This window comes from Serratia inhibens (genome assembly GCF_003591175.1).
GTDB classification, from domain to species: domain Bacteria; phylum Pseudomonadota; class Gammaproteobacteria; order Enterobacterales; family Enterobacteriaceae; genus Serratia; species Serratia inhibens.
Map to the genome: position 1 here is coordinate 1,013,387 of NZ_QYYG01000001.1, position 23,843 is coordinate 1,037,229.

At 55.3% G+C, this 23,843-nt stretch carries 24 protein-coding genes; 6 read left to right on the forward strand and 18 right to left on the reverse strand.

Features of this window, described 5'->3' with window-relative positions; all coding sequences use genetic code 11:
• The first annotated feature begins 24 nt into the window (after positions 1–24).
• On the forward strand, positions 25–930 hold the full coding sequence (locus D4100_RS04875; protein ID WP_006322465.1) for a transporter substrate-binding domain-containing protein: 906 nt from the start codon (positions 25–27) through the stop codon (positions 928–930).
• Here the strand turns inward: D4100_RS04875 and D4100_RS04880 are convergent.
• Positions 927–1,304 (reverse strand): winged helix-turn-helix transcriptional regulator, encoded by a 378-nt coding sequence (locus D4100_RS04880; protein WP_081304012.1) that lies wholly within the window; start codon positions 1,302–1,304, stop codon positions 927–929. The two genes, D4100_RS04875 and D4100_RS04880, sit on opposite strands and share 4 nt — an antisense overlap.
• 99 nt (positions 1,305–1,403) lie before the next feature.
• Between D4100_RS04880 and D4100_RS04885 the strand changes: the two genes are divergently transcribed.
• Both D4100_RS04885 and D4100_RS04890 read left to right on the forward strand, forming a co-directional pair.
• Positions 1,404–2,150, forward strand: a complete 747-nt coding sequence (locus D4100_RS04885) for an SDR family oxidoreductase (RefSeq protein WP_006322467.1) — start codon at positions 1,404–1,406, stop codon at positions 2,148–2,150.
• Positions 2,151–2,320: 170 nt separating this feature from the next.
• Positions 2,321–2,893: an SH3 domain-containing protein gene (locus D4100_RS04890; RefSeq protein WP_119803336.1), complete on the forward strand. Its 573-nt coding sequence runs from the start codon at positions 2,321–2,323 to the stop codon at positions 2,891–2,893.
• Positions 2,894–3,039: 146 nt separating this feature from the next.
• Here D4100_RS04890 and D4100_RS04895 read toward each other — a convergent pair whose 3' ends face one another.
• On the reverse strand, positions 3,040–4,344 hold the full coding sequence (locus D4100_RS04895; protein WP_006322469.1) for an Nramp family divalent metal transporter: 1,305 nt from the start codon (positions 4,342–4,344) through the stop codon (positions 3,040–3,042).
• A 229-nt stretch (positions 4,345–4,573) separates the two neighbouring features.
• Here D4100_RS04895 and mntR point away from each other — a divergent pair, with 229 nt between their 5' ends.
• Positions 4,574–5,044: a manganese-binding transcriptional regulator MntR gene (gene mntR / locus D4100_RS04900; RefSeq protein ID WP_119803338.1), complete on the forward strand. Its 471-nt coding sequence runs from the start codon at positions 4,574–4,576 to the stop codon at positions 5,042–5,044.
• Between the two features lie 56 nt (positions 5,045–5,100).
• On the opposite strand, the gene ptsG is transcribed toward mntR, so the two are convergent.
• The 15 genes from ptsG to yceD form a co-directional block, all read right to left on the reverse strand.
• Positions 5,101–6,534, reverse strand: coding sequence for a PTS glucose transporter subunit IIBC (ptsG, locus tag D4100_RS04905; protein ID WP_006322502.1), 1,434 nt, complete (start codon positions 6,532–6,534; stop codon positions 5,101–5,103).
• A gap of 338 nt (positions 6,535–6,872) precedes the next feature.
• Entirely contained in the window at positions 6,873–7,649 is a 777-nt protein-coding gene (locus tag D4100_RS04910; RefSeq protein ID WP_006322503.1) for a metal-dependent hydrolase, read from the reverse strand.
• Between the two features lie 14 nt (positions 7,650–7,663).
• A complete protein-coding gene (gene holB, locus D4100_RS04915) occupies positions 7,664–8,671 on the reverse strand; it encodes a DNA polymerase III subunit delta' (RefSeq protein WP_119803340.1) in 1,008 nt (335 codons plus the stop codon).
• Positions 8,671–9,306 (reverse strand): dTMP kinase, encoded by a 636-nt coding sequence (gene tmk / locus D4100_RS04920; protein WP_006322505.1) that lies wholly within the window; start codon positions 9,304–9,306, stop codon positions 8,671–8,673. The genes holB and tmk overlap by 1 nt, the downstream gene beginning before the upstream one ends.
• Positions 9,296–10,321, reverse strand: a complete 1,026-nt coding sequence (gene mltG / locus D4100_RS04925) for an endolytic transglycosylase MltG (RefSeq protein ID WP_006322506.1) — start codon at positions 10,319–10,321, stop codon at positions 9,296–9,298. The genes tmk and mltG overlap by 11 nt, the downstream gene beginning before the upstream one ends.
• A gap of 13 nt (positions 10,322–10,334) precedes the next feature.
• Entirely contained in the window at positions 10,335–11,132 is a 798-nt protein-coding gene (gene pabC, locus D4100_RS04930) for an aminodeoxychorismate lyase (RefSeq protein WP_006322507.1), read from the reverse strand.
• A gap of 32 nt (positions 11,133–11,164) precedes the next feature.
• Positions 11,165–11,881 (reverse strand): SDR family oxidoreductase, encoded by a 717-nt coding sequence (locus D4100_RS04935; RefSeq protein WP_119803342.1) that lies wholly within the window; start codon positions 11,879–11,881, stop codon positions 11,165–11,167.
• 179 nt (positions 11,882–12,060) lie between these two features.
• Positions 12,061–13,302 (reverse strand): beta-ketoacyl-ACP synthase II, encoded by a 1,242-nt coding sequence (gene fabF / locus D4100_RS04940; RefSeq protein WP_006322509.1) that lies wholly within the window; start codon positions 13,300–13,302, stop codon positions 12,061–12,063.
• Positions 13,303–13,384: 82 nt separating this feature from the next.
• Positions 13,385–13,621: an acyl carrier protein gene (acpP, locus tag D4100_RS04945; RefSeq protein ID WP_004719003.1), complete on the reverse strand. Its 237-nt coding sequence runs from the start codon at positions 13,619–13,621 to the stop codon at positions 13,385–13,387.
• A gap of 154 nt (positions 13,622–13,775) precedes the next feature.
• Positions 13,776–14,510, reverse strand: coding sequence for a 3-oxoacyl-ACP reductase FabG (gene fabG, locus D4100_RS04950; protein WP_006322510.1), 735 nt, complete (start codon positions 14,508–14,510; stop codon positions 13,776–13,778).
• Positions 14,511–14,521: 11 nt separating this feature from the next.
• Positions 14,522–15,451: an ACP S-malonyltransferase gene (fabD, locus tag D4100_RS04955; protein ID WP_119803344.1), complete on the reverse strand. Its 930-nt coding sequence runs from the start codon at positions 15,449–15,451 to the stop codon at positions 14,522–14,524.
• A 16-nt stretch (positions 15,452–15,467) separates the two neighbouring features.
• A complete protein-coding gene (locus D4100_RS04960) occupies positions 15,468–16,421 on the reverse strand; it encodes a beta-ketoacyl-ACP synthase III (RefSeq protein ID WP_006322512.1) in 954 nt (317 codons plus the stop codon).
• Between the two features lie 6 nt (positions 16,422–16,427).
• Positions 16,428–17,462, reverse strand: a complete 1,035-nt coding sequence (gene plsX / locus D4100_RS04965) for a phosphate acyltransferase PlsX (protein WP_006322513.1) — start codon at positions 17,460–17,462, stop codon at positions 16,428–16,430.
• Between the two features lie 11 nt (positions 17,463–17,473).
• The gene (gene rpmF / locus D4100_RS04970) at positions 17,474–17,641 is read right to left on the reverse strand and encodes a 50S ribosomal protein L32 (protein WP_004943042.1); all 168 of its coding nucleotides are present in this window, start codon (positions 17,639–17,641) and stop codon (positions 17,474–17,476) included.
• Positions 17,642–17,657: 16 nt separating this feature from the next.
• A complete protein-coding gene (gene yceD, locus D4100_RS04975; RefSeq protein ID WP_006322514.1) occupies positions 17,658–18,179 on the reverse strand; it encodes a 23S rRNA accumulation protein YceD in 522 nt (173 codons plus the stop codon).
• A 142-nt stretch (positions 18,180–18,321) separates the two neighbouring features.
• On the opposite strand from yceD, the gene D4100_RS04980 reads away from it, so the two are divergent.
• On the forward strand, positions 18,322–18,903 hold the full coding sequence (locus tag D4100_RS04980) for a Maf family protein (protein WP_006322515.1): 582 nt from the start codon (positions 18,322–18,324) through the stop codon (positions 18,901–18,903).
• A 16-nt stretch (positions 18,904–18,919) separates the two neighbouring features.
• Here the strand turns inward: D4100_RS04980 and rluC are convergent, their stop codons facing one another.
• Complete coding sequence (gene rluC, locus D4100_RS04985; protein WP_006322518.1) at positions 18,920–19,882, reverse strand: 23S rRNA pseudouridine(955/2504/2580) synthase RluC; 963 nt, start codon at positions 19,880–19,882, stop codon at positions 18,920–18,922.
• A gap of 552 nt (positions 19,883–20,434) precedes the next feature.
• Here rluC and rne point away from each other — a divergent pair.
• Positions 20,435–23,785, forward strand: a complete 3,351-nt coding sequence (rne, locus tag D4100_RS04995; protein WP_119803348.1) for a ribonuclease E — start codon at positions 20,435–20,437, stop codon at positions 23,783–23,785.
• Positions 23,786–23,843: the final 58 nt, after the last annotated feature.

A 23,843-nucleotide genomic window follows, 5' to 3' on the forward strand; every position in this document is an offset into this window, starting at 1 on the left:
GATTAACAACGGATAGAGAACATCATGCCACTCAAAACCCTGGCGCTGGGCGCTCTGCTGCTGTGCGGTGCTGCGCAGGCGGAAAGCAAAAGCATTATCGATCTGCAGGCCAATCAGCAACATTTGCGTGCGCTCAAAAACCCGGCCGCCGTAGCCTTGATTCCGGCGAATTACCATTTTGCCGTACCGGGCAAGTTAACCGTAGCGGTGGCGTCTGAAAATTCCCCGCCGCTGGCGCTGTTTGCCGAAGACAATAAAACCTTGATCGGCAGTGACCCGGATATCGCACAACTGGTGGCGGACAGTCTGGGGCTGGAACTGAATCTGGTGCCGACCTCCTGGGAGGACTGGCCGCTTGGCATTACTTCCGGCAAGTACGATGCCGCCATTTTTAATATTGCCGTCACCAGGCTGCGGAAAACCAAATTTGATTTCGCCACTTACCGCGTAGATACGTTGGGTTTCTATGTGAAATCCACCAGCAAGATCGCTTCAATCAACCAACCGGCGGACGTTGCCGGGCTGCGGATTATTGTCGGTTCCGGTACGAATCAGGAAAATATCCTGCTCGGCTGGGATAAACAGAACCGCGCCAACGGCCTGGCGCCGGTGCAACCGATTTACGTCACCGATGACGCCGCCGCCAACCTGAGCATTCAGTCCGGGCGCGCCGACGCTTTCTTTGGGCCACATTCTACCGGTGCCTACAAAGCGGCGCTGACCGGCAAAACCAAAATGGTCGGCATCGGCCCTAACGTCGCCTACGTAGCGGTGACCACCAAAAAAGATAACGGCCTGGTTGCCGCCATTAACGCCGCCATCAATGGCGTGATCGTCAGCGGCGAATATGCCCAGGTGCTGGATCGCTGGGGCGAGCATGATGAAAAGGTAGAGCGTTCCACCATTAACCCGCCGGGGATCGGCGATTAGTCACCGCTCAGTTGCGAGGCGTGCGCACGCATCCACTCGGCCAGTGAATCCAGCGTCGGGCGCAGGGATGTGCCCAGCGCCGTGATCCGGTATTCAACACGCGGCGGGACTTCCGGGAATACCTGCCGCGTAACCAGGCCGCGCTGCTCGAACTGCCGCAGTTGACGCGTCAGCTCTTTCTGGGCGATCGGCGCCACCGCGCGCTGCAACTCACTGAAGCGCACCGGGCCGTCTATCATGATCAGCCTGTAGAGGATCGGGATCGCCCATTTCCCCGCAACCAGGTTCACAAACCCCACCATAGGGCAAGGCTCGTCTGTTGCCGGCAACGCCGTTAAATTTTTTTCCGCTGGCGAAAGCGCTGCTGTCGTCATTTCATCCCACTCCGTACCTTAGTATCCAAAAGGTGCCTACTATGCAAAAGATACTATAGCGCAAATAATGGCCTACCAACGGGAAACAGGAGGCAGTCCATGTCGCGACTTAAAGGTAAATACGCATTGATCACCGGCGGCACCAGCGGGATTGGTCTGGAAACCGCACGCCAGTTTATTGCCGAAGGCGCCACCGTGGCGATCACCGGCCGCAGCCAAAGCGGCCTCGACGCAGCGGGAAAAGCGCTGGGCGACGTGCTGTTATTGCGCAGTGACGCCGGGGATATCGACCAACAACAAACTTTAGCCCAGCAGTTGGCCAGCCACTGGCCGCGCCTTGACGTGCTGTATATCAACGCCGGTGACGTCACCCACCTTCCGTTGCAGGAATGGGATGAGCAGAGCTATCGACGGCTGATGGACATCAACCTCACAGGGCCCTTTTTTTTAATTCAGGCGCTGCTGCCGCTATTAGCGGATCCGGCCTCGATTATTTTGTGCGGTTCGGTCAGCGCGCATATCGGCCTGCCGCTAAGCAGCGTTTACGCCGCCAGCAAGGCCGGCCTGCTGTCGCTGGCCAGAACGCTTTCCGGTGAATTGCATCCGCGCGGTATCCGGGTCAACGGCCTGAGCCCAGGCCCGACCGAAACCCCGGCGTTAGGCAAGCTGGGGTTGAAAGAAGAGGATGAACAGGCGCTGCGCGATGACATCCGCGCATTGGTGCCGATAGGCCGCATGGGCACACCGCTGGAACTGGCAAAGGCGGCGGTGTTCCTCGCGTCTGACGAATCCGCGTTCATGGTCGGGGCCGAACTGCAGATTGATGGTGGAGTGGGTAATTTGTAATATCGTTATAATTCGCCGTTGGGGTAGCCCAACGGTGGAATTAACTTACAGAACAGGCAGTAAGTTAAATAATATTATTATTGGGTGATAATAATAAAATATCGCTTTATTGATACGTTCTTAAACTGCGTCTAGCCTTAGTATTTCTCCAATTTGGATGGTGAAGACTCATGGCAAGCCAAAAGAACAATCAAGGCGTAGGAATACTGGTAATCGTCGCCATCGCCCTTTGGTTCGTATTCAAGTCTGACAATAAAACAGAAAAAAATACGCCGATACCGCAATCCGGCACCTTAGCGGCCAATGTTTATACGCCACCGGCCAATCAGGCATCACAGATCAGCGAACAGCCCCCTCAACCGGAAAACGATACCCCTCAAGCCACTAAATACGTAGCGGCCGATCGGCTCAACGTCCGTAATGCACCGAACGGTAAAGTCATTACGTCCTTAAAACGTGGACAAAGTATCACCATTTACCAAGAACGCGATAATTGGGCAAAAATCACGCCGGGTAACCAACCGAGCCAATGGGTTTCAACAAAGTCATTGTGTCATGGTGAGGCGTGCTATCGAAAAAACCGCCAGGCACTTGCGCCAAAACAGCCAGTATATCGGTCGACGCCAAAGCGCAACGTGGCAAGTGATGCCGGATGCCCCTGTTCGTCAGGGAGAATATGTATAGGCCCACGTGGCGGGCGTTACTGCATTACCTCTGGAGGAAATAAACGCTACGGCGTGTAATAAAATTTTGCGGGCGACCTGCCCAGGATGGGGAGTGACGTGACGATGAAAATCTTTATCCGCCCCAGGCTACGGATGATGTCGCCAGCACCGAGCGACATCATTCTGGCCCATACTCAAGCGGCTCTTTGGACAGCAAACATTAATCAGCCCAGACCGGGAATGGCAACGCCGAACGTCTGCAGCAGCAGCACCATGTTGAGCAGGATGATAATCACCGTACCTATGATCGATACCAGGCTGGTGAGGCGGCTGTTCACAAACTCGCCCATGATGTCGCGGCGGCGGGTGAACATGACCAGAGCAATCATCGGCGCCGGCAGCGCCAGGCTAAGCACCACCTGGCTGTAGACCAACGCATCCGTCGCATTGACGCCTAACGCCACCACGATAAACGCCGGGATCATGGTCACCAGTCGGCGCACCCACACCGGGATGCGGAAGCCGACAAACCCCTGCATAATCATCTGCCCCGCCATGGTGCCTACCACCGAGCTGGAAATACCGGAGGCAATCAACGACATCAGGAAGATCCCTGCTGCTGCGGCACCAAACAACGGGGTCAGCGTATGGTACGCCGTGCCGATTTCCGCCACGTCGCTGTTACCGGCATGAAAGGCGCTGGAAGCCATGATCACCATGGCGATATTCACCAACCCGGCAATCGCCAGCGCGATCACCACTTCGATATTGGAAAAACGCAGCAGTTTGCGCCGTTCACCGCTATCGCTGGCCGGCGTTCGGTGCTGAGTCAGGCCCGAGTGCAGGAAAATGGCGTGCGGCATCACGGTGGCACCGATTATGCCGACGGCAATGGTCAGCGCCTGCGCATCCGGCAACTGCGGCGTTACCATGCCGGTGCCCGCAGCCAGCCAGTCGACCGGCACGATAAACATCTCGGCGAGATAGCACAGGGCAATGACCGCCACCAGCCCGCCAATCATCAGTTCGACCGGGCGGAAACCTTTCTTTTCTACCATCAATAATGCATAGGTGATCACCGCCGTCACGCCCATCCCCGCCAGCAACGGCATGTGGAACAGTAAGGCGAGCGCGATAGCCCCACCCAGGAACTCCGCCAGATCGGTGGCCATTGCCGCCACCTCGCTAAGCAGCCACATGCCGATCACCACCGGGCGCGAGAATTGATCGCGGCACATTTCCGCCAGGTTACGGTTGGTGACGATACCCAGCTTGGCCGACAGCGCCTGAAACAGCATGGCAATAAGGTTGGCCATCACCACTACCCACAACAGGCTGTAACCGTATTTTGAACCAGCCTGAATATTGGTGGCAAAATTACCGGGGTCCATGTAGGCAATGGAGGCAATCACCGCCGGCCCGGCGAACAATAGCGGCGTGAACGCGCCGCGCTTGCGCCCGGCCAGTGCGTTACCAATCGCGGTATTGGTCCGTTCGGTTAACGATGTGGTGGTTGCCGCCTCACGCATGTTTTACCCTCAATATTATTCTGGTTATTTTTCACCCAACATTCAGAACAATGTAGCATCGGCTACACTTTATGCAAAATGGAAGATACTTTACCTTTGTGTACAAATATTTCTTATTGTCAGTGAGTACGGCAGCTGAATTGATAATGCGTCGCTATTAGACTAACGTAGGGCAGGATTCCATTAGTCTGGAACTCACTGGTTTAACCTATAAAGGACGTCCCAGAATATGGTAACAAGTGCGTCAGATAACGCCGAACGCCCTACCTTGGCTGAAATGCCGGATGAGGCTGAGCACGCCCTGCGTTTTACCCGCGCCCGTGAAGCGCAGTCGAATGCGTTGATCGAAGATTACGTAGAACTGATTGCCGATCTGCTGCTGACCACTCGCGAAGCCAGAACCACCGACATCGCCCGTCGCTTTGGCGTTTCCCACCCTACTGCGATCAAGAACATTGCGCGGCTCAAAAGCGCCGGATTGGTAGAGTCACGCCCTTATCGCGGGGTGTTTTTGACTGAAGAAGGTGAACAACTGGCACAGCAAGTGCGCCGCCGACATCGTATTGTGGTCGACCTGCTGGTGTGCCTCGGGGTGCCGACTGAAACGGCGGAGCTGGACAGTGAAGGGATTGAACACCATATCTCTACGGTCACGCTCGAGGTATTTGAGCGTTTTCTGCAAAACCACGCCAAGAAATAAATCCTCGCCAATAAAAAAGGGAGGCTTTCGCCTCCCTCAAAGCTCCCCAGCCTGAATTAGTGATTACGGATGTATTCGTCCATATCGGTTTTCAGGTTGTCAGATTTGGTACCAAAGATAGCCTGAACGCCAGAGCCTGCGACAACAACGCCGGCAGCACCCAGTTTTTTCAGACCAGGCTGGTCAACCTTGCTCACGTCCGCCACGCTAACGCGCAGACGGGTGATGCAGGCATCCAGATTGGTGATGTTATCTTTACCGCCAAAGGCCTGAACCAAAGCCGCAGACATCTCAGAACCGCCCTGAGCGACCTGCTCGGAAACGGTGTCTTCACGGCCAGGAGTCTTCAGATCCAACTTGGCAATCAGCACGCGGAAGATGGTGTAGTACACCAGACCGTAGATGATACCCACGATTGGGAACAACCAGATCTTGCTGCTGTTACCGCTCAGCACGATAAAGTCGATCAGACCGTGCGAGAAGCTGGTGCCATCGCGCATACCCAACAGGATACAGATCGGGAACGCCAGACCAGCCAGAATGGCGTGGATTGCGTACAGGATCGGCGCAACGAACATGAAGGAGAACTCGATCGGCTCGGTGATACCGGTCAGGAACGAGGTCAACGCAGCGGAGATCATGATACCGCCGACTTTAGCGCGGTTTTCCGGCTTGGCTGAATGCCAGATGGCAATAGCTGCAGCAGGCAGACCGTACATTTTGAACAGGAAGCCACCGGACAGTTTACCCGCAGTCGGGTCACCCGCCATATAACGCGGGATATCGCCGTGGAATACCTGGCCGGCCGCGTTGGTGAATTCACCGATCTGCATTTGGAAAGGTACGTTCCAGATATGGTGCAGACCAAACGGCACCAGCGCACGTTCAACCACGCCGTAGATACCAAACGCCACTACCGGGTTCTGATAAGCAGCCCACTGGGAGAAGGTCTGGATAGCCGTACCGATTGGCGGCCAGATGAAGGACAGGACTACGCCCAGAACGATCGCCGCCAGGCCGGAGATAATCGGCACAAACCGCTTACCGGCAAAGAAGCCCAGGTATTCAGGCAGCTGAATACGGAAGAAGCGGTTAAACATATAGGCCGCGATGGAGCCGGAGATAATCCCCCCGAGCACACCGGTATCCGCCAGGTGTTTAGCCGCAATTTCTTCAGCCGGCAGGTGCAGAACCAAAGGTGCAACCACCGCCATGGTTTTCACCATGATGCCGTAAGCCACTACCGCAGCCAACGCAGAAACACCATCGTTATTGGTGAAGCCCAGGGCAACACCGATAGCGAAAATCAGCGGCATGTTGGCGAAAACTGAACCGCCGGCTTCCGCCATCACGTGAGAGACTACCGCAGGTAGCCAGCTAAAGTTGGCGGAACCGACGCCCAGCAGAATACCTGCGATAGGCAATACGGAAACCGGCAGCATTAGCGACTTACCTACTTTTTGCAGGTTTGCAAATGCGTTCTTGAACATAGTTGAGTGTGCTCCTGAGTAATAGTGCTTTGCTACTTCTCGCGATTCTTCGCGTTGCAAGGGGGGGGGAGAAAAACCCCTGCAATTCAGGGTGTCTGAGCACCCCTTGAATTTTTACGCAGAGTAAAATAAATACTCTGCGCAATGTTTGATGGCAGTCACGTTTCGATGAACAAAGCCGGGTATTTTTCTTGAATCGGCCGTTTTTTATCAAAAAAGACAAAAAAATGCCCAGCCATCGCCATAAAACGGGTGGGAACATTACCCGTTTCAGCGATTAATTACGAGCTTAAAAAAAATTCCGACATCAATGACTACAGCTAAGCCTAGGCCAAGGATTATAGTTCGATGTGAAATAAGCGTGAAAAGTTGGCGGTGGTGGTTTCGGCCAGCGTTTCCAGGCTCACGCCCTTCAATACCGCCATGTATTCAGCCACATCACGCACGTAGGCAGGTTGGTTTTCTTTGCCGCGATGCGGCACCGGGGCAAGATACGGCGAGTCGGTTTCCACCAGAATGCGATCAAGCGGCACGTAGCGCGCCACCTCACGGAGTTGCTCCGCATTGCGGAAGGTCAGGATGCCGGAAAAGGAAATATAGAAACCCAGATCGAGCAGCGCTTCTGCGGTAGCGATATCTTCGGTAAAACAGTGCAGCACACCGCCGCAGTCCTGCGAGTTCTCTTCACGCAGGATCGCCAGCGTATCTTCACGCGCGTCGCGGGTATGCACGATCACCGGTTTGTTCAGATCGCGGCCAATGCGGATATGCTCACGGAATGACGCTTGCTGCAGCTCGAGATTGTCTTTCTGATAGAAATAATCCAGCCCGGTTTCTCCCAGCGCCACCACCTGCTCTGCCGCTGCCAAACGGCGCAGCTCGGCGTAATCGTAACCGCCCTCGAGGTTCAGCGGGTGGACGCCACAGGAGAACGCCACGTCATCGCGTGGGCCGATCAACTGCGTCATGGCCTGATAACCCGGCAACGTAGTCGCTACCGCCAGAACGTAGCCGACATCGCGCGCCTTGGCTTTCGCCAGAGCGTCATCCACGTTTTGATGCAGCGTTTGGTAATCCAGGCCATCGAGATGACAATGCGAATCTACTAACAACATAATAGTTAACTCTTTTACAACGAATGAGGATGAGAATAGCCGGTAGCGCCGAGCATCTGCTCCCAACTGAGTAAGCGTTCGGTCAGCAACAGTTCGCGATTGACGCCGGTTACGTTAAGCAACTGCTGGCGGCAATTGAGCCATTGCTGCACCACTTGCTGCAGCGAGGTACCGCTCAGGCGGCCGGCCAATTGGTGCACCAACGGTTGCTGATCCTGATTAAGCATAAAGCTCGCCGCGCCCTGCTGCCACTTCATGGCATCCACCAGCAATGCGCAAAGCCAGTGCAGCCGCTCCGCTACGTCTTCGTGATTCAGCACCGGCAACAACGACAACATGTCATGCTGCGGCAAGGCGGCATTCAGTGCGGCGCACAAGGCGCTGCGCTGCTGCCAACGCTCGGGTTGCAACAGCTGCTCGGCGGCCAACGGCGCCCCGTCGTGCAGCCGCAGTGCGGTGAGGAGATCCACCGAATTACCCGGCGTTTGCCGGTTCAACCACTGCAAACTGAGCTGTTCATCCGGGCTGGCGAGATGCCAATAGAAACAGCGGCTACGCAATGTCGCCAGCAGCCGTGAAGGCTCGCGGCAACTCAACAGGAAATAGGTTTTTTCCGGCGGCTCTTCCAGCGTTTTCAACAAGGCATTGGCCGCCGCTTCGGTCAGCAACTCTGCCTGCGGCAACCAGATAACCTTGGCGCCCCCCTGCTGGGCGTGGGAATAAAGGGTTTCGATCACCTGGCGGATAGGCTCGATACCCAGGCTGCTTTTCCCCTTTTCCGGCACCAGTACATGATAGTCCGGATGGTTTCCCGCCAGCATAAGCCGGCAGCTATGACACTCGCCGCAGCTTTTCTCGCCGTTACGCCGCTGACAAATCAACCAGCGGCTCAGACCATAAGCCAGCGCTTCATCACCATTGCCCGCTGAAGCATGCAACAACAGGGCATGATGGCCGCGACCGGCTGCATATTGCCCGACCAACTGACGGTAAGGCGTGTTCAGCCACGGGTACCAGTTCATTACGCGCCTTCCTGCCGTAGCCATTGGCTGAGGCAATTGCGGATAGCCGCCGTCACCTGTTCCAGCGATTGAGAGGCGTCAACGGTGACGATAGAGTCGTCCTGCGCCGCCAACTCCAGATAGCGCGAGCGGGTGCGTTCAAAGAACGGCAGCGCTTCCTGCTCAATACGATCCAGCTCGCCGCGCGCACGGGCGCGCTGCAGGCCAACCAACGGCGGCAGATCCAGATAAATCGTCAGATCCGGATGAAAATCCCCCAATACGGTGTCACGCAGCGAGGCCATCAGTTGTTGATCTATGCCACGACCGCCGCCCTGGTAGGCCTGTGATGACAAATCGTGACGATCGCCGACCACCCAGGCACCACGCGCCAACGCCGGTTTGATAACCGTTTCTACCAGTTGCACGCGGGCCGCATACAGCATCAGCACTTCGGCTTTGATGGTCGGCAATTCGCCGTCTACGCCACGTTTGAACAGATCGCGCAACTTTTCCGCCAGCGGGGTACCGCCCGGCTCGCGAGTAAAGACAATGTCGTTAATGCCGTGTTCGCGCAGTACATTGACCACGGTATCGCGCGCGGTGGTTTTCCCCGCCCCTTCGAGCCCTTCGATAACCACGAATTTACTTTTCATTCTTTTCCTTAAGCACCTGGCGGTAAGCGCGAACTGCCTGATTATGGCTTGCCAGGTTAGTGGTAAACTGGTGGCCGCCCTTGCCATCGGCGACAAAGTACAAATAAGGCGTCTTCGCCGGATTGGCGGCGGCTTCCAGAGAAGCCTGACCCGGCATGGCAATCGGCGTCGGCGGCAGGCCGTTGATCACATAAGTGTTGTACGGCGTCGGGGTTTCCAGATCTTTACGGGTAATATTGCCATTATAAGCATCCCCCATACCGTAGATCACCGTTGGATCGGTTTGCAGGCGCATGCCAATGCGCAGGCGATTAATGAATACCGAGGCCACCTTGGTGCGCTCTTCCGGCACGGCGGTTTCCTTCTCGACTATCGAAGCCATGGTCAGCAATTCTTCCGGTGCCTTGTACGGCAGGCTGGTATCGCGGCCCTGCCAGGCAGTTTCCAGCGCCTTGATCATGCGCAGATGAGCGCGCTTGAGCAATGCGATATCGCTCATACCGGCGGTATACAGATAAGTATCCGGATACAGGCGCCCTTCCGGATGAGTCCCCTCCGGCAGCCCCAGCGCCACGGCAATTTCCGCTTCGCTTTTGCCCGCCAGCGTATGTTTGAGGTATTTAGATTGCTGCAGCACCAACAGCCAGTCGCGCAGGCGCGAGCCTTCGATAAAACGCGCGCTGAACTGGGCTTCTTTACCGCTGGCCAGCAGTTTGAGCATCTGGCGCACCGTCATTCCCGGCGTAAAGCGGTAGGTGCCGGCCTTGAACTCCGCCAACTGCGGCTCCAGGCGCAGCAGCCACGGAAACCAGACACCGTTGCGGATCAGCTTGTCGCGTACCAGCAACTCTTCCAGCGCTACCCGTCCGGTGCCGGCCGGCAGTTTAAAAATGGCTTCCTGCTGGATCGCCAATGGCGTATCGGCAAAGCGTTCAACCTTCTGGTAACCCCAAAACAGCAGAGCCAACACCAGAACAACAATAATAGAAACGACCTTCAGCTTTCTTTTCTTCATCAATCAGCCATCGTTAACAGTGTGGGCGCAAAAAATCATAGAGTTGACGCGAGCGATAACGCCAGGATTGCGCTGTATTTACCGGCAGCAAGGGCATCAGCGCGTTGCTTACCAGCACTTCTTCGGCGTCGGCCAGAGTGACCAGCGGCTCGCTGACGTAGTGCAATGAATATTCACTGCCCACCAGCAACTCAATCACCCTGCGGCGCATCAAACCAGCCACGCCGGCCTGGCTCAGATCGGGCGTAAATACCGCTTTCCCTTTACGCCAGAATAAATTAGCCGCACAGCATTCCACCAGCATACCGGCAGTGTCAAGCACCAGCGCCTCGTCGGCATTCGTCTGGTCAAGATGCGCGCGGATCAATACCTGCTCCAGGCGATTCAAGTGTTTCAGCCCCGCCAGCAACGGATTACGCGCCAGAGCCACCGGGCTGAGCGCCAGGTTAATTCCCTGTTCACGCCACGACAGGTAATGGGTAGGATATGCGCTGCGAGAGACAATCCGCGTAGGATTTTCACACCCCTGCGGGCTGTAACCTCGTCCGCCGCTGCCGCGCGTCAGTATCGCTTTGACCACCCCGAGCGGGATAGATTCTGCCGCATGCACCATTTCACTTTCAAGCCCCCCCCAATCTGTAACCGGCATCATCAGCCGCTGCGCCGCCTGTTGCAGGCGCTCAATATGCCAGGGAAGCAGCTCTATTCTGCCATCGATAACCCTGGCAGTAGTAAAACAGCCATCACCGAACTGCAAACCGCGATCGCTTGGCGCTAACGCATCGTGCTGTTGTCCGTTAATCCAGTACATAGTTCCCCACATTCTCCTCGTTATGCCGGCGCTTAGCGGCAAGGCCCCTGGAAGTGGATGGCGTTGATGTGGCAACTGCGCGGCTGCTGCAGCACAAAACGCATCGTTTCCCAGATCGAACGTGCGTTCAGCACGGGTTGCTCCGATTGTTCGGCTGGCTCGTCATCCAGGCCGCACATTTCAAAATCCGGCGGATAGAAACCCGTCACCCGAATGTTTTCCGCTGCCAGGTGGTGCGCGATGTTGTGGCAAAAGCCCCCGATCCCCTGCTTGGCGGCAAAAAACGCCGGATGAGCACTCGACCCGATGAATTGAGGTATGCCGCACGCCGACACCATTACCATAATATCAGCCCCGGCCGAAAGCCGCAGGCTGGGCAACAGTGCACGGGTCAGTAAAATATTCCCGGTCAGCCCAGAGTTGATGGTACCGATGACATCGACATCATCTTTGCTCTCCAGAGCCCCTTCAAGCCATTGGGCTGCGCTCAATACCAGGATGTCGATCGGCCTGTCGTCCTGCAACAGTTGATCGATAAACGCCGTAAGCGAAGCTGGATCGGCTATATCACACTGGTAGGCCTGTGCCCGCCCGCCTTCGGCTCGTATGATTTTTTGAGTTGCCCTTGCGCTGCCGAGTTGCCGGGCGCAGATATCCACCTCAACGCCCTCACGCGCCAACCAGACCGACACGACTTGCCCAAAATCGCGCCCGCCCCCCGTTACCAACGCACGTTTTCCGCTCAACATACACTTTCTCCTGCTGACCTAACCATGGAATTACTCCGACTTTTGCCGGCAACCTGCCACCAGTAAAGCCTACTCCATTAATTTTTCAGCCAAAAAAGTGCGGAACTCATTTTTCACTTATAAACAGCCCATAAAAAAACCCGCTCGAAGCGGGTTTTTACAGTCTGCCAGCAGATACATCACACCTTGCGGAAGATCAGCGAACCGTTAGTACCGCCGAAACCAAAGGAGTTACACAGCGTGTACTGCATATCGCTTACCTGGCGCGCTTCGTGCGGAACGAAGTCCAGATCGCAACCTTCATCCGGGTTATCCAGATTGATGGTTGGCGGAACTGCTTGGTCACGCAATGCCAGCACGGTGAAGATCGACTCAATCGCACCTGCCGCACCTAACAGGTGGCCGGTCATCGATTTGGTCGAACTGACCATCACACGCTGCGCATCGCTGCCAAATACCGACTTCACTGCCTGAGTTTCGGCGGTATCACCGGCCGGCGTAGAGGTGCCGTGCGCATTGATATACCCGATTTGTGACGTGGTCACACCGGCGTCAAGCAAAGCGTTTTCCATTGCCAGCGCGGCGCCCGCGCCATTTTCCGGCGGAGATGTCATGTGATAGGCATCGCTGCTCATCCCAAAACCGACAACTTCAGCGTAAATCTTGGCACCACGTTTCTTGGCGTGTTCGTACTCTTCCAGCACCATCATGCCGGCGCCGTCACCCAGGACGAAGCCGTCACGGTCTTTATCCCATGGACGGCTGGCCGCCTGAGGGTTTTCGTTGCGGGTCGAGAGCGCACGCGCTGCACCGAAACCGCCAACTCCCAGCGGAGTACTGGCTTTTTCTGCCCCACCGGCCAGCATAACGTCGGCATCATTGTAAGCAATGATACGCGCGGCGTGGCCAATGTTATGTACACCCGACGTACAGGCGGTGGCGATCGAAATACTCGGACCACGCATACCAAACATAATTGTCAGGTGACCTGCAATCATGTTCACGATGGTTGACGGCACAAAGAACGGACTGATTTTCCGTGGGCCACCGTTAACCAGTGAACTGTGGTTTTCTTCAATCAAACCCAGGCCGCCGATACCGGAGCCGATAGCGGCACCAATGCGGCTGGCGTTAGCCTCGGTGATATCCAGCCCCGCATCCTGCATGGCTTGCATGCCGGCAGCGATCCCGTACTGGATGAAGGCGTCCATCTTGCGCGCATCTTTGCGAGAGATGAAATCCTCTGAATTAAAGTTCTTTACCAGGCCAGCAAATTTAGTCGCATAGGCAGTGGTATCGAAATGGTCGATCAGGCTGATGCCACTCTGACCGGCAAGAAGAGCGTTCCATGTGGACTCTACAGTATTGCCGACAGGAGACAACATGCCCAGTCCGGTCACAACTACTCGACGCTTAGACACGTTTGTCCTCCAAGGAGGGAAAAATATGACACTAGGGATCAAAAAAACTTAGGCGGTCGAATGACCGCCTAGATATGTTCTCTTACTGCTGGCTAGCGTTGATGAAATCAATAGCTGCCTGAACAGTAGTGATTTTCTCAGCTTCTTCGTCTGGAATCTCGGTATCGAATTCTTCTTCCAGTGCCATTACCAGTTCAACGGTGTCGAGAGAATCAGCGCCCAGATCTTCAACGAAAGAAGCGTTATTTAAAACTTCTTCCTGTTTAACACCCAGTTGCTCAACAATGATTTTCTTAACACGTTCTTCGATAGTGCTCATACTCTTAAATTTCCTATCAAAACTCGCTTTCGCGATGGTTTTCGTAGTGTATAAAATGTTGAAAAAGATGCAACTAAATCCCGGCTGGTCAAACCACGATTTTACGCTATTTTGCGGTTTTTACCCCAAATAACGCAAATAGTTTTCGCATTTTTTAAATCATGTACATGCCGCCATTGACATGTAACGTTTCACCGGTGATGTAGCCAGCCTCATCAGAGGCTAAAAATGCAACAGCGCTGGCGATTTCTTTAGCATCCCCCAGCCGATTGGCTGGAACTGATGACAAAATGCCTGCACGTTGATCATCTGTCAACGCCCGTGTCATGTCCGTCTCAATAAAACCAGGTGCCACGACGTTGACCGTAATGCCACGCGAAGCAACTTCACGTGCCAAAGACTTACTAAAGCCAATCAGACCGGCTTTAGCCGCCGCGTAATTAGCCTGCCCTGCGTTCCCCATGGTGCCAACTACGGAACCGATGGTGATGATCCGGCCAAACCGCTTTTTCATCATAGCTCGCATTACCGCTTTTGACAGACGGAATACGGAAGTCAAATTAGTGTCCAGAATATCCTGCCACTCATCATCCTTCATGCGCATCAGCAGGTTATCACGCGTAATGCCGGCATTATTCACTAAAATGTCGATTTCGCCAAATTCAGCACGAATAGATGCCAGAACGCTGTCGATAGATTGAGCATCAACCACGTTCAGCGCAAACCCTTTGCCATTTGCTCCCAGATAGCTGCTGATAGCCTCAGCACCGCTTTCACTGGTGGCGGTGCCGATCACTTTGGCGCCACGTGCTGCAAACGACTCTGCAATAGCCCGGCCAATACCCCGGCTAGCGCCGGTGACCAGAACAACTTTACCTTCGAAGCTCATTATTTTCCTCTTTATTGTTCAAGCGCCGCTGAGAGGCTGGCTGCGTCATTAACCGCCGCCGCCGTCAGGGTGTCAACAATACGTTTAGTCAGACCGGTCAGAACCTTACCCGGGCCAACCTCTAGCAGCGACGTAACGCCCTGTGCTGCCATAAATTCTACGCTCTCGGTCCAGCGCACCGGGCTGTACAGCTGGCGTACCAGCGCACTGCGGATGGCTTCTGGATCGGTTTCAGTGCGCACGTCGACGTTATTCACCACCGCTACCTGCGGTGCGCTGAAGGTAATGTCCTGCAACGCGATGGCCAGTTTGTCTGCCGCCGGCTTCATCAGTGCGCAATGCGAAGGTACACTCACCGGTAACGGCAACGCACGCTTGGCGCCGGCAGCTTTACAGGCAGCGCCTGCACGTTCAACCGCTTCTTTGTTGCCTGCGATGACAACCTGACCCGGCGAGTTGAAGTTCACCGGAGACACGACCTGCCCCTGAGCGGACTCTTCACAGGCTTTGGCGATAGCTTCGTTATCCAGGCCGATAATGGCGAACATCGCGCCAGTGCCTTCCGGCACCGCTTCCTGCATCAGTTTGCCGCGCAGCTCAACCAAACGAATCGCCGCCTGGAAATCCAGCACGCCCGCACACACCAGCGCCGAGTATTCGCCCAGGCTGTGGCCCGCCATCATCGCAGGCGCTTTACCGCCCTGCTGCTGCCAGACGCGGAAAATCGCCACGGAAGCGGCCAGCAATGCCGGCTGCGTCTGCCAGGTTTTGTTCAGCTCTTCCGCCGGGCCTTGCTGCACCAACTGCCACAGGTCATAACCCAGAACGGACGAAGCCTCGCTGAAAGTTGCTTCAACGATCGGAAATTGCGCCGCCAAATCGGCCAGCATGCCAAGGGACTGAGACCCCTGACCAGGGAAAACAAAAGCAAATTGCGTCATTTTTTCTTCCTGTTAATCAGAAACGGACCAGCGCCGAGCCCCAGGTAAAGCCGCCGCCAAAGGCTTCCAGCAGCACCAGTTGGCCTCGCTGGATCCGCCCATCACGCACGGCTTCGTCGAACGCTGCCGGGACCGAAGCGGCAGAAGTGTTGCCGTGACGATCGAGCGTCACCACCACTTTCTCCATTCCCATACCCAGTTTTTTCGCCGTCGCACTGATAATGCGCAAGTTGGCCTGGTGTGGCACCAGCCAATCCAACTGTTCGCGGTCCAGATTATTGGCTTGCAGCGTTTCTTCCACAATGTGAGCCAGTTCGGTAACCGCAACTTTGAATACTTCATTGCCGGCCATGGTGACGTAGGCCGGCTTGCCTTGATCCTGACGATCTTTGAACGGCAGCGTCAACAGGCCGCCGTAGGTACCATCCGCATGCAGATGGGTAGACAGGATGCCCGGCTCTTCGGACGCGCCCAACAGCACCGCACCCGCGCCATCACCGAACAGAATGATGGTACCGCGATCTTCAGGATCCAGCGTACGCGACAGCACGTCCGCGCCGATCACCAGCGCATGTTTCACAGAACCATTCTTGACGTACTGATCGGCCACGCTCAGCGCATAGGTAAAACCGGCGCAGGCTGCGGCCAGATCGAAGGCCGCGCAGTCTTTAATGCCCAGCATCTGCTGCACCTGGCAAGCAGAACTGGGGAATGCGTGGCTCGAGGTGGTAGTCGCAACGACGATCAACCCGATGTCTTCTTTAGCCACACCTGCCATTTCCAGCGCTTTTTCAGCAGCATGGAAGCCCATCGTCGCCACGGTTTCATCGGCGGCAGCGATACGGCGTTCACGGATACCGGTACGCGTGACGATCCACTCGTCAGAGGTATCCACCATTTTTTCAAGGTCAGCATTGGTGCGCACTTGTACGGGTAAATAACTCCCCGTACCGAGAATCTTTGTATACATGTACGATCAGTCACTCTTAGGTAATACAGCTTCAAGGCGCGCAGCAATCCTTTCAGGGACTTGCCGCTGCACCGCCTGCACAGCCTGTTCGATTGCTACTGCAAACGCGTGTGGGTTCGCAGCGCCGTGGCTCTTGATTACGGTGCTGCGCAATCCTAACAGACATGCGCCATTATACTGGTCGGGGTTCAGGTGGCCGAACCGCTTTACCACCCGTTTTTGCAACCAACGGCCTAACAACTTTAACCACCACGCCTGCTTGCCACCGTCTCCGGATGATTTCAGCAGCGATAAAAATACTCTTACCACCCCTTCCATGGTCTTCAGGGTGACGTTACCCACAAAGCCGTCGCAAACCATTACATCGGTTTTACCGGTGAGCAGGTCATTACCTTCCAGGTAACCAATATAGTTGATTGCCGGAGTATTTTTCAGCACGGCGGCAGCTTCGCGAATATTATCCAGGCCTTTGGTCTCTTCTTCGCCGATATTCAGCAGCGCCACACGGGGCTGCGCAATACCCACCACCTCTTCGGCCATCACCGCGCCCATTACCGCAAACTGCACCAGCATGGTGCTGTCGCATTCAACGTTGGCGCCCAGATCCAGCACTACGGTTTTGCCGCGCCGCTGGTTCGGGATCAGGGTCATCAGCGCCGGACGTTCAATACCGTCCAACGGCTTGATCAGCATTTTCGCCAGGCCCATCAACGCACCGGTATTACCTGCACTGACGCAGCCCTGCGCATCGCCGTTTTTGGTCAGTTCCAGCGCAATGCGCATAGACGTACCGCGGCTGGCGCGTATCGCTTGTGAGGGTTTGGCGTCGCCGGCAATCACTGATTCAGCGGGCACGACTTGCAAACGCTCCAGAAGAACCGGATCGGCTTTGGCAAGTAAAGGAGAGATGGCGTCGGGATCGCCGACCAGCAGGAGATGAAGCTGTAAATTAGAGGCCAGTGCCTGCAATGAAGCAGGCACTGTGACGCAGGGACCGAAGTCCCCGCCCATTGCATCTAACGCCAGGGTTAGACGAGTCAAGGTACCGCTACTTAGCCGATAACCTTGCGACCGCGGTAGAAACCGTCGGCAGTGATGTGGTGACGACGATGAGTTTCACCAGAAGTCGCATCAACAGACAATGTGGTGGTGGTCAGAGCATCGTGTGAACGACGCATGCCACGCTTGGAACGGGTTGGTTTATTTTGTTGTACGGCCATGGACCTTACTCCTTAATTACTTACGCTTTAAACTGGCTAATACGGCAAATGGATTCGGTTTCTCCGCCTCTGCAGGCAGTTTGCCAAATACCATGTCCGCTTCGGACACTTCACAGTGTTCAGATTCATGTAACGGGACGACAGGCAGTGAAAGAATAATTTCGTCTTCAATCATTGCCAACAGATCGACTTCGCCAAACTCATCGACTTCGATCGGTTCGTACGCTCCCGGTAATGCCTCAGCCTGTTCATCATTGACGACCGGGCTAAAACAATATGTTGTGTGGATATGACGTTCAAACGGGACGCCACAACGTTGGCACATCAGGGTTACCTGAACGTCCGAATGCCCTGTTATCACCGCGAGGCGTTGGTTATCAATATCGAACGATAACGAAACCTCAACATCACTGTCCACACTGACCACGGAGTCGGCAACACGTGTAACCTGCTCAGGCGCATAAGAACCAACATAGTCCAGGCGTTTCTGAGCGGTACGTACCGCATCAATGGTCAAGGGTAATTTTACCTTTTGCATAGGGCGCGCATATTAACTTTGTAACGACTTAGAGTCAAAGAAAAAGGCCGTAAAACGGCACCTTTCACCAATATTCGCTTCCTCAGCGGCAGACAGTTTAAAATGCTCACTCTATTTACGCTACGGTTTGCGAAAAAATATTATGCAAAGACTTCTCCTTGCCTCCACCTCGACCTACCGCAAGATGCTACTGGAAAAGCTGCACCTGCCCTTCGCTTGCGCCGCGCCGCAGGTGGATGAAACCCCGCTGGCCGGGGAAAGCGCCGAGGCGCTGGTGCTACGATTGGCCACAGCGAAAGCCCAGGCACTGGCTGCCGCCTACCCCGAACATCTGATTATCGGCTCCGATCAGGTCTGCGTGATCGAGGGAAAAATCACCGGAAAACCGTACACGGAAGAGAACGCTTGCGCTCAATTGCGCCAGGCCAGTGGTCAAAGGGTCACCTTTTATACCGGATTGGCGTTGTATAACAGCCGCAGCCGACATCTACAGGTGTTGTGCGAACCCTTTCACGTACATTTTCGCACGCTGAGCGAGGCTGAAATTAGCGCTTACGTGCACCTTGAGCAGCCACTCAACTGTGCAGGCAGCTTTAAAAGTGAGGGATTGGGGATTGCGTTGTTCGAGAAACTTGAGGGGCGGGATCCCAATGCGCTGATCGGTCTGCCGTTGATCGCACTGCTGGAAATGCTGCGGGCTGAGGGCATCAACCCGCTGGCATAGGGTAAAAAGGGCTGCGTTATTTGCCCTGCGACTGTTTGCGCAACACCAGCAGGCAGTGACGCAGCTCTTCATCCATCGGCGCTTCGATACGCATCGTTTCGCCGGTACCCGGATGTTCGAAACGCAAAGCAGCCGCGTGCAAGAACAAGCGTTTGAGCCCGGTGCCTGCCAGTTGGCGATCGAACTCGCGATCGCCATAACGATCGTCAAAGGCTATCGGATGCCCGGCATGCAAAGTGTGCACACGAATCTGATGGGTGCGCCCGGTGATCGGGCTGGCTTTGACCAGCGTTGCATGCTCGAAGCGCTCTTCCACCTTGAAGCGGGTTTCCGACGGTTTACCTTCGCTGTTGACACGAACGATGCGCTCACCGCTCTGCAGAATGTTTTTCAGCAAGGGTGCCTGCACCGCCTTGCAATGTGACTGCCACTGGCCACGAACCAGCGCCAGGTAATCTTTTTGCATCCCTTTCAGGCGCAGTTGCTCGTGCAGCGAACGCAATGCCGAGCGTTTTTTCGCCACCAGCAGCACACCTGAGGTGTCGCGGTCCAGGCGGTGAACCAGTTCCAGGAAGCGGGCTTCGGGACGAAGCGCGCGCAGGCCCTCGATCACGCCAAAGCTCAGGCCGCTGCCGCCATGGACTGCCGTGCCTGATGGCTTGTTCAGCAACAGCAGGTGATCGTCTTCATACAATATGCAATCTGCCAGCGCAGCCACTTTATCCAGTTTGGCGGAAACCGGCGCGTCTTCACGCTCGGCAACGCGCACCGGCGGTACGCGCACCACGTCGCCGGCGGCCAGTTTATATTCTGCCTTGATGCGTCCTTTATTAACCCGCACCTCGCCTTTACGCACGATGCGGTAAATCATGCTCTTCGGCACGCCTTTCAGGCGGGCAAGCAAAAAGTTGTCGATTCTCTGACCGGCTTCGTCGTCAGAAATCGTGATTAATTGTACTGCGGGAATGTTCGTTTTCATGGAGCGGGATTCTAAATAGAGCGAGTAAATAGCGCCACTTCTTTTTCTGTGCTTAACTGTCTCTCAGACTGCAGATGAAACCCCTGCGAACAATAAGGCAGCAAGCCGATTTGAACGTTTGCGATTTCTTCCGCAGTTAAGGAAAAGTCACCTTGCTATAACGGTAGCAGCAGTGGAATAATGCATTTACTTTCCACGTTGATTCTCGTTAAACAGGGAAAACGGTGGAATTATAAAATTTGTCTGATGGCGCAAAAACGCAGCAATGGCGTAAGACGTAATGCGAAATCAAACAATTAGCGGGCTGCGGGTTGCAGCTTGGCCGGCAAACGGAATCAGATCTGTCGACGTAAATCAGAGGCTATTCCCCTAGTAAAAGTGCTGTTTTTCACAAAGAAATACAGGCTTACCGAGATAATGCGCCCCTATGCAGGCGACAACCGTGAGGTTGACGACTTTGCGAGAAGACACGGGGTTTTCGGTTTTAACCCGGCCATGAGGTTATTTTGCCCGCAGCTTTGTCGATAATGTAAAAATAACGAGTAAGTTAAGATGAAAAGAATGTTGATTAACGCAACTCAGCAGGAAGAGTTGCGTGTTGCCCTTGTAGATGGACAGCGGCTGTATGATTTGGACATTGAAAGCCCAGGTCATGAACAGAAAAAAGCGAATATTTACAAAGGCAAAATCACTCGTATTGAACCAAGTCTTGAAGCAGCGTTCGTTGATTACGGCGCAGAACGACATGGTTTCCTCCCTCTTAAAGAAATTGCCCGCGAATACTTCCCAAGTAACTACTCTTCCCATGGCCGCCCGAACATCAAAGATGTGCTGCGCGAAGGCCAGGAAGTTATCGTTCAGATTGATAAAGAAGAACGTGGTAACAAAGGCGCAGCCCTGACCACTTTTATCAGCCTGGCCGGCAGTTATCTGGTGTTGATGCCGAACAACCCGCGTGCCGGTGGCATTTCCCGCCGCATCGAGGGTGACGACCGCACCGAATTGAAAGAAGCGCTTTCCTCCCTGCAATTGCCGGACGGTATGGGCCTGATTGTTCGCACCGCTGGCGTTGGCAAATCTGCCGATGCGCTGCAGTGGGACCTGTCTTTCCGTCTGAAGCATTGGGAAGCCATCAAGAAAGCCGCCGAAGGCCGCGCTGCTCCGTTCCTGATCCATCAGGAAAGCAACGTGATCGTACGCGCATTCCGCGACTACCTGCGCCCGGATATCGGTGAAATCCTGATCGACAACCCTAAAGTTCTCGATTTGGCCAAAGAGCACATCGCTGCACTGGGCCGCCCGGATTTCAGCAGCAAAATCAAACTGTACAGCGGTGAAATCCCTCTGTTCAGCCATTACCAAATCGAATCTCAGATCGAATCCGCCTTCCAGCGTGAAGTGCGCCTGCCTTCCGGTGGCTCGATCGTTATCGACACTACCGAAGCCTTGACCGCCATCGACATCAACTCCGCGCGAGCAACCCGCGGCGGCGATATCGAAGAAACCGCGTTCAACACCAACCTGGAAGCGGCGGACGAAATCGCTCGCCAACTGCGTTTGCGTGACCTTGGCGGCCTGATTGTTATCGACTTCATCGATATGACCCCGGTACGCCACCAACGCGAAGTAGAAAACCGCCTGCGTGACGCAGTGCGCCAGGACCGTGCGCGTATCCAGATCGGCCGCATTTCCCGCTTTGGCCTGCTTGAGATGTCGCGCCAGCGCCTCAGCCCGTCACTGGGTGAATCCAGCCATCACGTCTGCCCTCGCTGTAATGGCACCGGCACCATCCGTGATAACGAATCGCTGGCACTTTCCATTCTGCGCCTGATCGAAGAAGAAGCACTGAAGGAAAATACCAAAGAAGTTCACGCTATCGTGCCAGTTCAAGTGGCCTCTTACCTACTGAACGAAAAACGTGAGTCGGTGAGCGCGATCGAAAAACGTCAGGGTGGCGTGAAAGCGATCATCGTGCCGAACGATCAGATGCAAACCCCGCACTACTCTGTGCTGCGTGTGCGCAAAGGCGAAGAAACAGCAACCCTGAGTTACCTGTTGCCGAAACTGCACGAAGAAGAGATGGCCCAGCCACTGGAAGATGCGCCGATGGAGCGCAAACGTCCGGAACAACCGGCTCTGGCCTCGTTCTCTTTGGCTGCTGACGCACCACCGCCAGCTGAAGAACCTGTGGCAACCCAAGCTGCAACAGCCGCTGTAGCGACCAAACCAAGCGCACCAGCCGCTGCCAAACCGGGCCTGTTGGGCCGCCTGTTCGGTGGATTGAAAGCGCTGTTCGCCAGTGAAGAACCACCTGTTGTTGAAGCCAAACCTGTCGTTGATGCACCTAAGGCCGATGGCAACGGTGAAAACCGCCGCCAGGATCGCCGTGGTCAACGCCGTCAGGGTACAGGCCGTAAAGAACGCGGTGAGCGTGGGGAGCGAGGTGAGCGTAGCGATCGTCCTGAACGCGGCGAACGTAAAGAGCGCGGCGAAGGCCGTGATAATCGCGAGCGCGATAACCGTGAACCACGTGAAAATCGTGAGCCGCGTGACAACCGTGGTGAAGGCCGTGAAACGCGTGAAGCGCGCGATGAACAACGCCGTAACAATCGCCGCAATGCGCCGCAGGTTGCACCGGTTGTCGAGGAGCCACAATCTGAAGAGGCTGCCAAGGCACAGCGTGAAGAGCAGCAACAGCGCCGTGACCAGCGTGCAGAACGCCAACGCCGTCGTCAGGAAGAAAAACGTCAAGCTCAGCAGGAAGTGGCTGCACTGGAAAGTGTAAACACCAGCACCAACGTTATCAGCGATGAAGATCTGGAAGAACGCCAGCAGCAGAACATGCAGCGTCGCCAGCGTCGTCCTCTGTCGCAGAAAGTTCGCGTTCTGTCCGCGGAAGAAGAACTGCATCGCGCAGCGGAAGAACTGCTGGCACCTAAAGCGCCGGTCGTGAAAACCCAAGACGTGAAGCCGGCTCTGGAAGAAGACAGCGTTAAACTGCTGCCAGAAACCCTTGATGCACCAGCTGAAGATGATGTTCAGGCCGACAACCGTAACGGCGAAAATGGCATGCCACGCCGTTCACGCCGCTCACCACGTCATCTGCGCGTGAGCGGTCAGCGCCGTCGCCGTTACCGTGATGAGCGTTACCCTGCCCAGTCACCAATGCCGCTGGCCGGGGCTTTCGCCTCGCCGGAAATGGCGTCTGGCAAGGTCTGGGTCAGTTACCCTGTAACACAAGCTGCACAAGTGATTGAAGAAGTTGAAGTTCAGACTGAAACTGCCGAAATCGCTGCCGACAACGTGATGGCGCAAGAAACCGTCAGCGTAGCCACTCCGATAATCGCTGAGGCTGCCGCACAAACCATCGTGCCGGTAGAAACCCCTGAAGTTGCCGTTGCAGAGGAAGCCCAACCGGAAGTTGAAACTGTTGAGCCGGCCATTGCAGCTCAATCTGTGGAAACGGCTGTGGTACCGCAGACCGAAGCGCCAGTAATTGAAGAAACTACCCTGGTTGAAGAGACTACTGCAGTTGAAGCAGCCCCGGTGGTTGAAGCAACCCCTGTTGCGGAAGAGACTGCCGCTGTTGTTGAGCCTGTCGCAGAACCAGCGCCGGTCATCGTTGAGGCCGCACCTGTTCAGGAAGCGGCCGCTCCGGTGGTGGTTGCAGAAAAACTGCCGGTTGTTCAGCAGCCAGCGCCGGTACAGGATACGCTCTATAAGCATATCGCCACGGCACCGATGACCAAGGCCCCTGCGCCGGCTTACGAGCCGGAAGAACAAAAACGCAGTGATTGGCAACGCCCTTCCTTCAGTTTCGAAGGTAAAGGCTCTGCGGGTGGCCATGCTGCGGTAAATCAAGCCACAGCGCCGGCAACCAAACCGCAGCCGGTTAACGAATAATTAATCTGCTCCGATAAAAAAACCCGCCAAATGGCGGGTTTTTTCTTGCCGAAAAATC